The sequence below is a fragment of the Thiothrix subterranea genome (assembly GCF_016772315.1).
Lineage (GTDB): Bacteria > Pseudomonadota > Gammaproteobacteria > Thiotrichales > Thiotrichaceae > Thiothrix > Thiothrix subterranea.
Map to the genome: position 1 here is coordinate 250,477 of NZ_CP053482.1, position 12,440 is coordinate 262,916.

The following is a 12,440-nucleotide window of genomic DNA, read 5'->3' on the forward strand; positions in this document are numbered from 1 at the left end:
CCATGCCTGATATTGATCTCAAAGCCGTCGAAAACAAACTGGTTGCCGCCCGCACCAAACTGATTTTGGATAAACCGTTTCTGGGCGCATTAGTGCTGCGCCTGCCGTTACAGGTTGCCAACCCCGCATGGTGTCCCACCACCGGCACGGATGCGCGTAAATTTTATTACAACCCCGAATACGTGCAGGAATTGCGCACCGACGAGGCACAATTTGTGTTAGCACACGAAGCCCTGCACTGCGCCTTGTCACATTTCGCCCGCCGCGCCCACCGCGTCAAACACCGTTGGGATTTAGCGTGCGATTACGCCATCAACCCCATTCTGATTGCCGACGGATTGAAACCGCCACCCGGCATGATCATGATGAAGGAATACGTCGGCATGAGTGCCGAGGAGATTTACCCGCTCCTCGACGATAACGACATGACCGAAACGATGGATCAGCACCTTTACGACAAAGAAACCAACCCGTCGGAAGGCAGCAGCGACAAAAGCGAAAACCCGCTGGATAACCGCGACAAACAAGACAACCCGACCGACGCGGATGACACTCCCGAAGAATCCGATACGGATACCGAACCAGACACTGACACTCCACCGCAGCAACCTGATGAACAAGACGCGGGCGAATCCGGCGAAGCCGAATCCCAACCGCAAGATGCCAACGAAGGCGACGGCAACACCCAACAACAATCCCCCGATGAACCCAGCGAAGATGGCGAACCCCCACCGCCCCCGCTGAACCAGCAAGAAGCCGAAGACCTCAGCGTGCAATGGCAACAACGCCTCGCCGGAGCCGCCCAACAAGCACAACAAGCCGGAAAACTCAGCGGCATCATGAAACGCTTGGTGGAAGAATTGCTGCAACCGCGCTTGCCCTGGCGCACCTTGCTGGCGCACTACATGACCGCCGTGGCACGCGACGATTACAGCTATGCCCGCCCTTCCTCACGCCGTGGCGATCCTGCGATTTTCCCGACACTCAAAAGCTACCAAATCAATGCGGTAGTGGCGCTGGATGTAAGCGGCTCGGTGAATGACAAAGAATTGCTGGATTGCCTCACCGAAATCAACGCCATCAAAGGGCAAGTTCGCGCCGCCGTCACCTTACTCGCGTGTGATTCCGAAGTGGTGGATGGTTTCCCGCGCCGCTTTGAACCGTGGGAAGAAGCGACGTTGCCGCAAGCCATGCCCGGTGGTGGCTCGACCGACTTCCGCCCCGTGTTTGAATGGGTGCAAACCCAAGACCGACAGCCGGATATTTTGGTGTATTTCACGGATGCACAGGGGTATTTCCCCAAAGTGCAACCGAATTATCCGGTGATTTGGTTGGTGAAAGGCAAGTCGCCAGTGCCGTGGGGGACGCGGGTGCAGTTGAATTAAACGCCACGCGCCAATAATGCCGCACCAAATGCTGCTTCATCGTGTGTGGAAGGCAGGAACGGCGCACCGATCAACGTTTCCCGCATCTGCATCCATGCCAGATTACGACTGCCACCACCGACCGTGCGCAAGGTGCGCGGATAAGGCGCACCCAGCTCATGCAAACGTTGCCAACCAGCGTGTTCGATGCGGCTCATCCCTTCAAGCATCGCTTGCAGAAACTGCACATCATCCGCCGGACGCGGGATTAATCGCGGTAGCCATTGCGGATCGGCATGAGGAAAACGTTCCCCCGGTTTGCTCAACGGGTAGTAATCCAATCCCGTCGGCTTATCTGGCTGAAGTTGCGGCGTCAAACGCTGCAAATCATCGCGGGAAAAGTGCTGTAACAATACCGCTCCGCCGCTGTTAGATGCGCCCCCGGCTAACCACTTATCGCCTAAACGGTGGCTATAAATGCCAAATTCGGGTGCAAAGATAGGCTTGTCGCTGATGATTTTCAGGGCAATCGTGCTACCCAGCGAGGTAACGGCATCGCCTAACTCACTTGCACCCGTCGCGATAAAAGCGGCGATGCTGTCTGTGGTTCCGGCGTGAATAATGCTCTCCCCCACCCTCTGTCCCGGCGCATACACCATCGGTAGCAAATGGGCGGGTACTAGATTTTTCATCCATGCAGGCCATTCGCGCTTTACCGGGTCATAACCCAACTTCAGGCAATTATTCTCGTCGCTGAAACCGAACTGCCCCGCCAACTTGCCCGTAATCCAATCGGCTTGGTGCAAAGCGTAAGCGTGCGGTCGATCAGGGTAATGTTCCAGCAACCATAGCAGTTTGGCGAGGCTACTGGTTGCGCCATGCGCCCCACTCTCTCGCGGCGCAATAGTGGCAATCCGGCGCGATTGTTCCAGCGCACGCGCATCGTTATACAGCAACGCAGCCGTAGTCGGATTGCCGTCAGCATCCGCCAATAAAATCGTGCCAGACGTACCATCCACCGCTATCCCTTGCAGATTAGCGCGGATAGTTTCAGGAGTTTCAGCCATGACTTGCTGCACAGCACCCCACCACAACGCCGGTGATTGCTCGGTATCAGCAGGATAAACCACCCGTGCCTCCGCTGGCACCGCCTGATTGCCATCAATAGCGATCAAACGACAACCGGATGTGCCTAAATCAAGACCGGCGTAAAAACAACTGTTGAGCGGTACTGCGGGCAATTTCAAGCTCCTCATTGGTCGGGATAACCAAAAGTTTGAGGGTAGCAGTTTCCTGCTGAAACTCCAGAATCCCCGCTGTATGCGCCGCATTTTTAACAAGATCAGGGTATACGCCGAATACCTGCAAATTGGCACACACTTGCGCCCGAATACGCGCCGAATGTTCGCCAATCCCGCCGGTGAAAATCACCGCATCGACCTGCCCCAACACCGCACTGTACGCGCCGATGTATTTTTTCACCCGATACGCAAACATCGCTTCAGCCAATTGCGCATCGGTATCGCCGGTATCCGCTAGTGCCTGCACTTCGCGCATATCACCGACACCACACAGCCCTTTCAGACCACTTTTCTTATTGAATAAGCTTTCCACAGCATCCGGCGACAAACCCGTTTCGCGTTGCAAATAAAAGTGCAAGGCAGGGTCAATATCGCCACAGCGCGTCCCCATCACCAAGCCTTCCATCGGGGTCATGCCCATTGAGGTATCGACGCTTTTGCCCTTAGCAATCGCCGTCGCGCTACACCCATTCCCCAGATGCAACGTAATCAAATTGAGGGCGGTTAACTCACGTTGCAAATACGCTGCCGCTTGTTGCGCCACGTAATGATGCGACGTGCCATGAAAGCCATAACGCCGCACCTTATGTTCCCGATACAGCTCAACCGGCACGGCATAACGGAACGCCACCGGCGGCATGGTTTGGTGAAACGCGGTATCAAATACCGCCACCTGCGGCACAGCCGGAAACAAGCATTGCGCCACTTCAATCCCCGCCAAATTCGCCGGATTGTGCAACGGTGCTAACGGAATCATGGCGCGGATAGCCTCCACCACCGCCGAATCAATCAGCGCAGGCTGCTTAAAGTGTTCGCCACCGTGCACCACGCGATGCCCAATCGCATCAATCTCAGTAATGCCTGCTGCCTGTAAATGCAGCATAATCCGCGCCAATGCTTCTTGATGCGAGGCCATTTCAGCGCCTGCCTCACCAATGCGATCCAGCAAACCGCCGACCAGCACCTGCTGGTTTTCCATGTCAAACACTTGGTATTTAAGCGACGAACTGCCCGCATTCAGCACCAATATTGTTTTCATGCAGCACTCTCCTGTTGCGCCTGAATCGCGGTAATCACCACCGTATTCACAATATCCGTCACCGTGCAGCCACGGCTAAGGTCGTTCACGGGCTTGTTCAAACCTTGTAAGACCGGGCCGATGGCAACAGCATTCGCCGAACGTTGCACCGCTTTATACGTGTTATTGCCGGTATTCAGATCGGGAAAAATAAACACAGTCGCTTTGCCTGCCACGTCGCTATTAGGCATTTTGGAACTGCCTACGTCAGCATCCACTGCCGCGTCGTATTGCATCGGGCCATCGAGTTTCAGCTCAGGGCGACGCGCATGAGCAAGCTGCACCGCCGTGCGCACCATTTCCACATCATCGCCCTTACCGGATTCACCAGACGAATACGACAGCAACGCGGTACGTGGCTCAATCCCAAACATACGGGCAGTGTCAGCAGACGTAACCGCAATATCCGCCAATTGTTCCGCGTTCGGATTAGGGTTAACCGCGCAATCGCCATACACCAATACCCGATCTTCCAGACACATGAAAAACACGCTGGAAACCAAGGAACAACCCGGTTTGGTTTTAATGATTTCAAACGCAGGGCGGATGGTGTGTTGAGTCGTATGCGCCGCGCCAGACACCATGCCGTCGGCATAGCCCAACTGCACCATCATCGTGCCGAAATAACTCACATCCGCCATCGTATCCCACGCAAATTCCGGGGCAAGACACTTGTGTTTGCGTAACTCGAAATACGCATCGGCAAACTCGCGGCGTAACGGCGATTGACGCGGATCAATAATCGCCACATCACGCAATTTCAGCCCCAGATGCGAGGCTTTAGCGCGGACATCGGCTTCAATCCCCAGCAAGCTCACTTTCACCACGTCACGCAATGACAGGATTTCCGCCGCCCGCAACACGCGCTCGTCGTTACTTTCCGGCAACACAATGTGCTTGCGCTGCGATTTAGCACGCTGGATCAATTCGTATTCAAACATCAGCGGAGTCATGCGATGACCCGCATTCTGGATAATCAATTGGCGCAACTGGTGCATATCCACGCACGATTCCATCAAGCCCAACGCCACCGCAATCTTGCGCTCGTCAGAGGGTAGAATGCTGCCCTCCACTTCGTTCACTTTGAGGGCTGTCTCAAAAGTATCCAGCGGTGAAGACAAAATCGGCAAGCGCAACGGATTCATGCCTTCCAGCAGCTTGCTAACTTGTGGCGCGGGTTGTTGCCCACCCGTCAATACCAGCCCCGCAATCAGCGGATAATTGCTGGACGCATCCGCCGCCAAGCTGCCGAGAATAATGTCAGAACGGTCGCCGGGAGTGATAATCAGCGTGCAATTTTCCAGATGTCCGAGGAAATCTTGCACCTGCATCGCCGCCACTTTGTAGCGCGAAACTTCGTGGTTCATCGACTGTGGCGTGCCATAGAGGCAATCGAAATGCAGCGCACGCGCAATTTCACCCACCGTCGGGCGTTCCAGCGAACTTTTTTCTGGCAGAACGTAGAATGGGAAACGTGAATTTTTCAACAACGCCGATAATTCATCCACTTCAGCCGGTGGCACGCGGTTGGCGAAGGCTGCCAACAATTCGCAATGCTGCCCGGCCTCCAGATGCTCTTCCAACATGCGTACCGCATCGGCAATTTCACTCGCCGTGCGCCCTTGACCTTTGACAATCGGCATAAACAAGCAGCCGAAGTGATTGGCGAGACTGGCGTTGAAATCCAGCTCCAGCGCCGTGTTTGCCCCGGAAAAGTCTGTTCCGGCGCACACTACAATGTCCATTTTTTCTTGTACAGCGCGGTATTTGGCGAGGATTAGCTTGAGCAGTTCGTCGTGATTGCCTTCCGCCACCATTTTGCGAGCCACGTCTTCGGTGCAACCGTAGAGTTCGCTGCCGACCATATTCAGCCCGTAACGCTTGGAAATCAGGTGAATCAGCGGGTCACGCCCGTTGTTTTCGGGAATCACGGGGCGAAAGAAACCCACTTTCGGCGTCATGGCGCGAAGCATTTCCATCATGCCTAAGACGATGATGGATTTACCGCTGCGAGGTTCTGCCCCGGCTATGTAGATGCTGTGAAACACGAGTGTTACCCCTTCCGCTAATTTTGTGCATTGCAGCAATCATAGTAAAGCAATTCGGGGGTAAGTGCCAATGGGGTTTTATGTTGAATTGGTTAAGCGGTGTAGTCCACGAACGGATTCACCAATTGCAACCCCGCAATCCATTTGAAATCATCGGTATTTCGGGTATACAGAACCTTACCATGCACCAGTGCCGTCGCGGCGATAATCGAATCCCCCAATGACATACTTTTTTGCTGGCGTAAGTAAATGGCACTCTCGATCACCTGTTCAGAAACCAGAAAAATAGTCATATATTCGAGCATGGTTTCCAGATCGGTCTTTTCTGTACCCTTGAAACTGTGATACCCCAACACCTCCACGCAGGTAATGGCGGACACACAAGCATTAGTCTGCTTTACTAACTTCGCCGCCTTGTCTTCCAAATCTTTGGCCTTGGAGGCATAAATCAAAACATTGCTATCCAGCAGCATCCTTGTCTCCTGTTTATTCCCGCCCCGGCAATGGACGGTCTTTGCGTATCTCCCGCTGCCATTCCGCCGGATCGCCAATATCTGAAAATGCCGCCGACTGTTGTAAAGCTGTCAATGCCTTTTCGATGATAGCCAGCCGTTCCGCTTCCGTTTTCTGACTCTTGGGCAACTTGACCGCCCGGCTTTTCAGATAACCGATGAAATCGAATACCTGCGCCATGTCAACAGGATCAAGCGAGTCGATTTCACGATGTAACATCTGAGCATTAACATAAGCATATCCCATTTTGAGTCTCCTAGTTCTGGTCATCCAACCGCACATTCTACCCCAAAGTTTAGCACCCCAGTAACTCCCGCCCCGTCTCGCGGAGAAAATCACAGCACCACACAAACTGCAACAAGCCTTGTCGAAAGTTTTACTGATTGTAGGGATAAAAATCAGCCAATAACACCTAACCATCCCAATAAATACAATCAATTGTCCAGCTTGTACTGATGCACAAACATCACCGCCAAATCCTCTTCCGGTGTAAAATCTGTCTTTTCCAGCACAAATGTTCGCGCATCGACTTTCTTCACACCCGTGCCGCAAAAGCTAATTTTGTCTTCTGCTTTTGCCTTTTGCACCGTCAAACGAAACTTGCCAATCGCCCCCTTCCAATTTGCCCCGGTAGTGAGGATGTAATCGACATAACGTGGCGACAAAACCATGCCCTTATCCGGCTGATTGGTTTTATCCAGCCACTTCTCAAAATCCGGTTCGATGCAATATTTGCTAATTTTTGCGGTGCGTTCCTCATCCTGAAACCACAGCATCGCCTCGCCCCCAATTGCTGGCTGGTATTCATGCACCACCTTCAGGGACTTACCCGCCGGAAACGTTTGCATCCAATGGTGAGTCATGTTCACCGTGCCATCGTTCTTTTTGATCTCAGTGTCAAACGCCTTTTTCTTGCCCTCCACCCGCACGGAAAAGCCCATCGGGTTACTGGATTTCACGTCCAAACCAATATCCATATCCGGCTCTTCAGGGAATGCTGGCACAGGGAACGCTACCCGTGTGTTGATGTCTTGCTTCGTCGTGTTGCGAAACACATAAGCCACGCGGATTTTGTCTTCGCTGATGAATAGATCTTCCTGTTCCATCGCAATCGCATCCGTTTTGGTGAAAACCAAACCACCTGCACCCAGCGCTGCCGTCGAATCATTGGCAGACACTAATGGCGTACCGCCCAAACACAGCAGCAAACCCACCGCTCCACGCATTGTTTTATTCATGGTATAAATCCCCTATCGCTGTTTTTGATGCTCAAAGTATAACGCGACAGGCTGGCAGCTCGCCGACCTTTCCGCTACCATTCCGAGCAGATGAATATCATGCTGGAATATGCCCTATTCGAGGCATGGCAATTTCCCCTCATGGGGATAAAATCCGAAGATGCATGAGTCGGCTGGATGTGGCAGGCGGCAACCTTTTGCTACGGTTCACAGAAACGCCTGTACCTTATCCAGCCGACGCCTTCGACACGTACCGACCTGCAACAAGGAAACACATGGACGCACAACCCAAAGACCCTCATACCGTCATCGTTAGTTTGCGTGACACCGAAGGCACTTACACCTGTGACATTAATGCAGGCAAGCATCAAATGGTTGCCGATGAACCCGTGCCTCTCGGCGGTGATGACCTTGGTGCCGCGCCCTATCAATACCTCAAAGCCGCGCTTGGCTCCTGCACGTCGATGACGATTCGCATGTATGCCGAACGCAAAAAATGGCCGGTTGAAAACGTTATCGTCACCTTGCGTCACAGCCGCGATGCACACAAACAAAGCGTGTTCGAGCGCGATATTAAATTGGTGGGGGACTTAACCGACGACCAGCGCGAACGTTTGCTGGATATTGCGGATCGCTGTCCGGTACACAAAACCTTGAGCAATGGTGCTAGTATCCTGACTAAATTGATTGATTAACCTGCTGAAGAGCCATCATGTTGCACATTTACAATAGCCTGACCCGCCAGAAAGAAGTCTTCAAACCCATCGAACCACAGCAAGTACGTATGTACGTATGCGGCATGACGGTGTATGACTATTGTCACCTCGGTCATGCACGGGTCATGGTGGTGTTCGACACGGTATACCGTTACCTCAAAGCCAGTGGTTACGCGGTTGATTATGTGCGCAATATTACCGACATTGATGACAAGATCATCAAACGCGCCGCCGACAATAATGAGCCGATTGAGGCATTGACCCAACGTTTCATCGACGCGATGCACGAAGATGAAGATTCCCTCAATGTGATGCGCCCTGACGCTGAACCGCGTGCCACGGATAACGTCCCCGAAATGCTGGCAATGATTCAAACCTTGCTAGACAAAGGCATGGCCTATCAAGGCAAGAACGGCGACGTGTATTACGATGTCTCCAAATTCAACGGCTACGGCAAACTGTCTGGGCGCAAGCTGGACGAATTACGCGCAGGTGAACGCGTCGCGGTCGATGAAGTCAAAGACGACCCGCTCGATTTCGTGCTGTGGAAAGCCGTGAAACCGGGCGAACCGGCATGGGATGCACCGTGGGGGCAAGGTCGCCCCGGCTGGCATATCGAATGTTCCGCCATGTCGCAAAAATTGCTGGGTGATCATTTCGACATTCACGGCGGCGGCAGCGATTTGCAATTCCCGCACCATGAAAATGAGATTGCGCAAAGCGAAGGCTGTATCGGTCACAAACACGTCAATTACTGGATGCATAACGGCTTTATCCGCGTCAATGATGAGAAAATGTCCAAATCATTGAATAACTTCTTCACCATCCGCGAAGTGTTGCGTGAATACAAAGCGGCGGATATTCGCTTTTTCATCCTCAACAGCCATTACCGCAGCCAATTGAATTACGGCACGGATCAGTTGGATGCGGCACACGCCTCGCTGTCACGCTTGTATACTGCGATGCGCGGCTTACCGGAATCATTGCCTGCGGCGTATACCGACTACGAAAAACGCTTCATCGCGGCAATGGATGATGATTTCAACACCCCAGAAGCGCTTGCGGTGCTGTTTGAACTAGCCAGCGACATTAACCGCATTCGTAAAACCCAAAGTGACGCGACTGCGGCAAGTTTGGGAGCATTATTGCAACGTCTGGGTAATACGCTCGGCTTATTGCAGGATGACCCCGAAAGCTGGTTCAAAGGCAATAGCACTGCTGATGGTTTGGATGCAGCCAGCATCGAAGCCCTCATTCAACAACGCTTAGATGCCCGCAAAGCCAAACAATGGGCAGAATCTGACCGCATCCGTGACGAACTCAAAGCCCAAGGCGTGATTCTGGAAGATAACGCGGGCGGCACTACTTGGAAACGAACTTAAACATGAAAAAAATTACGATTATCGGGGCGGGTTTTGCCGCTCTGAGTGCTGTGCGTGAATTACGCAAACACGACAGCAATGCTGAAATTACGCTGGTTGCACCACTGGCAGAATTGCATTACCTGCCGGGAATTATCTGGATTCCGAATGGCTTACGCACCCGTGACGATTTAACCATACCCCTGGGCAATTTTTTCCAGCGCATGAAGGTTAAGTTCCACCAAGGCAATGTCACGGGGCTGCGCGATGGCGGGCGCATTGTCGAAACCGACACTGGCGACATTGCTAACGATGGTTTAATTATTGGCTCTGGCGGGCGTTTCCTCAAAAAATTACCGGGGATTGAACATTCCATCACCCCGTGTGAAGGCATTAGCGCGGCGGAAAAAATCCGCGATCGTTTAAAAGCCATGCAAGGCGGCACGATCGCTATCGGGTTTGCAGGCAATCCGAATGAGCCTAGCGCGATGCGTGGCGGGCCGATGTTCGAGTTCCTGTTCGGCATTGATACCTTGCTACGCCAGCAAAACCGCCGCGATAAATTCCATCTGGTGTTTTTCAGCCCTGCCCCACAACCGGGCAATCGCCTTGGCCCCAAAGCCATGTCCGGTTTGCTATCCGAAATGGGCAAGCGTGAAATTGAAACGCACCTTGGCCACAAGATGAAAAGTTTCAGCGCCGAGAAGGTGACGACCGAAGGCGGCGAATTCAACGCTGACCTGATCCTGTTCATGCCGGGAATGACGGGCAATTTGTGGTTCGATAACACCACCCTGCCCCGTTCTGCGGGCGGTTTGCTCAAAGCCGACAAGCATTGCAAGGTCGAAGGCTGGGACAAGGTTTACGTCGCGGGCGATTCTGGCAGTTTTCCTGGCCCCGACTGGATGCCGAAGCAGGCGCACATGGCGGATTTGCAAGCGGCAGCGGCGGCGAAAAACCTGCTCGGCGAATTGAACGGCGGCGCGACGGATGCAACCTTTAAGGTTGAGCTGATTTGCATCGTCGATTCGGTGAACAAAGGCACGCTGGTGGCGCGGACAGAAAAGCGTTCACTGGTGCTGCCATCATCCCGCGTGTTCCACTGGATGAAGCGCGGGTTTGAATGGTGGTATTTGCGGCAGTATCGTTAATGCTCAAACGCAGACGGCTTATCAAACGAAAAACCGTGCTCAGTTGGAGCAGCGGTAAAGATAGTGCTTGGGCATTACACTTGCTGCAACAAGACCCCACTGTTGAGTTGGTTGGGCTGTTCACCTTGATTGAGCAGAAACACAACCGTGCCTCTATGCATGACACCCGCATCGAAATGTTACATCGCCAAGCGGATGCAGCCGGTTTGCCGATTGAAATGGTGGTACTCCCAGACGAATGCAGCAATGAGCAATACGATGCCGTGATGCAGGCGTACATCGCCGCCGCTGCGCGTAACCGTGTGGAATGCATGGCGTTTGGCGATTTGTTTGTGAGTGAAATTCGTCAATACCGCGAACGGCAATTACAAGGCAGCGGCATTAGCCCGCTGTTCCCACTGTGGGGTATGTGCACCCGATATTTGGTTGAAACCATGCTGGCTGCGGGGTTACACGCCCACATTAGCAGCGTTGACCTGAATAAACTTCCCGCACACTTGGCAGGCAAACGCTGGTCTAAAGACGTGATTGCAGGCTTCCCGGATGGCTGCCACCCTTGCGGCGAAAACGGTGAAATTCACACCGTAGTTGTAGCTGGCCCGATGTTCAATAAACCCATTCCGGTGAGTGTTGGTGCGGTTATTGAGCGGGATGGGTTTGCCTACGCCGATATTATTCCGCAAGGTTTAGGAGTTTAGCCATTGCTCTTGCACCCCACCCACCATCAAAACCCCTTCCCTTTTTTTGCTGTGGATGCCGCATTTTCTGAAGAACAATGTGCGGCGCTTGAGCAGCTTTTTTTGCAAGACAGTGGGTGGCAACATCGCGATGGCGCGTTTTACCGTTGTTCACTGCGCGATGTTACTGACGAGATTCCGGCAACGTTTCATGCCGACATACTTGCTCGAATGCGAGAGATTACAGGATTGCCGCTTGTGGAACGTTTTATGGTCACGGCGCAACGAATGCTGCCCGGACACATCATTGGTATCCACAGCGACCGCCCGTTCTTGGGCTATGAGATTGCGCGATTGGTCGTGCAACTCAATAAGCACTGGCAAGCTAAACATGGCGGGGTGCTGGAATTATTTGCCTCACCAGAAGGCGAAGCCGTCTTCACGGTTAACCCTGAACACAACAAAGCCTTTGGCTTTTTGCTGCACCCGAAGTCTTATCATGGTGTCACCGAAGTGACCCAGCCGCGCCAAACCGTGGTCTTCAATTTCTGGCATGTCGCGAATACGCCCGAACTTGAGGCGCACATTAAAGCCTTGTTTGCCAACCTGCATTTCTCGGAATTACCCGCAGCACTCGACCCTATTGCCGCCGATGCTGAAGCAAGTTTGCCGGAAGAGGTGACATATCGGGCGGGTACGGCGGCGATTGCGCTGCATCGTTGGGGCTATGACGCGGCAACTGTCGTAAGCGGATACCAGTACTGTGCTGGGCTGAATGGTGGCGATACGCACGATGCAGAAACTTATGCAGCCGTGCGACTCGCGGATTGGGTGGCGTATTTGTATCGGGATTCGTTTGATTTGGCTCGCTGGGGAGTCTTACAAGGCGAACTGGAGGGGATGGAGAGGTTTACGCGCTTACTACCAACTTGGCAGCTTTGTTTGCCGGAATGGGAATAGTCACCACAACATTCAATCATGGCTAATTCGTAA

The 12,440-nt window shown here is 53.1% G+C and carries 12 protein-coding genes; 6 read left to right on the forward strand and 6 right to left on the reverse strand.

Going from position 1 to position 12,440, the window contains the following annotated elements:
* The first annotated feature begins 2 nt into the window (after positions 1-2).
* Positions 3-1,385 (forward strand): DUF2201 family putative metallopeptidase, encoded by a 1,383-nt coding sequence (locus HMY34_RS01150; protein WP_202717342.1) that lies wholly within the window; start codon positions 3-5, stop codon positions 1,383-1,385.
* Here the strand turns inward: HMY34_RS01150 and HMY34_RS01155 are convergent.
* The 6 genes from HMY34_RS01155 to HMY34_RS01180 form a co-directional block, all read right to left on the reverse strand.
* Positions 1,382-2,605: an FGGY-family carbohydrate kinase gene (locus HMY34_RS01155; RefSeq protein WP_228287946.1), complete on the reverse strand. Its 1,224-nt coding sequence runs from the start codon at positions 2,603-2,605 to the stop codon at positions 1,382-1,384. The genes HMY34_RS01150 and HMY34_RS01155 overlap by 4 nt on opposite strands.
* Positions 2,562-3,704 (reverse strand): acetate/propionate family kinase, encoded by a 1,143-nt coding sequence (locus HMY34_RS01160; protein ID WP_202717344.1) that lies wholly within the window; start codon positions 3,702-3,704, stop codon positions 2,562-2,564. The genes HMY34_RS01155 and HMY34_RS01160 overlap by 44 nt, the downstream gene beginning before the upstream one ends.
* Positions 3,701-5,791, reverse strand: a complete 2,091-nt coding sequence (gene pta / locus HMY34_RS01165; RefSeq protein ID WP_202717345.1) for a phosphate acetyltransferase — start codon at positions 5,789-5,791, stop codon at positions 3,701-3,703. The genes HMY34_RS01160 and pta overlap by 4 nt, the downstream gene beginning before the upstream one ends.
* A gap of 92 nt (positions 5,792-5,883) precedes the next feature.
* Complete coding sequence (locus HMY34_RS01170; protein ID WP_202717346.1) at positions 5,884-6,264, reverse strand: type II toxin-antitoxin system VapC family toxin; 381 nt, start codon at positions 6,262-6,264, stop codon at positions 5,884-5,886.
* 13 nt (positions 6,265-6,277) lie between these two features.
* A complete protein-coding gene (locus tag HMY34_RS01175; protein WP_202717347.1) occupies positions 6,278-6,550 on the reverse strand; it encodes a hypothetical protein in 273 nt (90 codons plus the stop codon).
* Between the two features lie 188 nt (positions 6,551-6,738).
* The gene (locus HMY34_RS01180) at positions 6,739-7,542 is read right to left on the reverse strand and encodes a DUF4424 family protein (protein WP_202717348.1); all 804 of its coding nucleotides are present in this window, start codon (positions 7,540-7,542) and stop codon (positions 6,739-6,741) included.
* 275 nt (positions 7,543-7,817) lie between these two features.
* On the opposite strand from HMY34_RS01180, the gene HMY34_RS01185 reads away from it, so the two are divergent.
* Genes HMY34_RS01185 through HMY34_RS01205 form a run of 5 tightly spaced genes read left to right on the forward strand, consistent with a single transcriptional unit; the run spans position 7,818 to position 12,407 of the window.
* Positions 7,818-8,237 carry an OsmC family protein gene (locus HMY34_RS01185; protein ID WP_202717349.1) on the forward strand — a complete coding sequence of 140 codons (420 nt, stop codon included), beginning with the start codon at positions 7,818-7,820 and terminating at the stop codon, positions 8,235-8,237.
* Positions 8,238-8,254: 17 nt separating this feature from the next.
* Entirely contained in the window at positions 8,255-9,640 is a 1,386-nt protein-coding gene (gene cysS, locus HMY34_RS01190) for a cysteine--tRNA ligase (protein WP_202717350.1), read from the forward strand.
* A 2-nt stretch (positions 9,641-9,642) separates the two neighbouring features.
* Positions 9,643-10,770 (forward strand): NAD(P)/FAD-dependent oxidoreductase, encoded by a 1,128-nt coding sequence (locus HMY34_RS01195; RefSeq protein WP_202717351.1) that lies wholly within the window; start codon positions 9,643-9,645, stop codon positions 10,768-10,770.
* Positions 10,770-11,468, forward strand: a complete 699-nt coding sequence (locus HMY34_RS01200; RefSeq protein ID WP_202717352.1) for a Dph6-related ATP pyrophosphatase — start codon at positions 10,770-10,772, stop codon at positions 11,466-11,468. The genes HMY34_RS01195 and HMY34_RS01200 overlap by 1 nt, the downstream gene beginning before the upstream one ends.
* A 3-nt stretch (positions 11,469-11,471) precedes the next feature.
* On the forward strand, positions 11,472-12,407 hold the full coding sequence (locus HMY34_RS01205; RefSeq protein ID WP_202717353.1) for a 2OG-Fe(II) oxygenase: 936 nt from the start codon (positions 11,472-11,474) through the stop codon (positions 12,405-12,407).
* Positions 12,408-12,440: the final 33 nt, after the last annotated feature.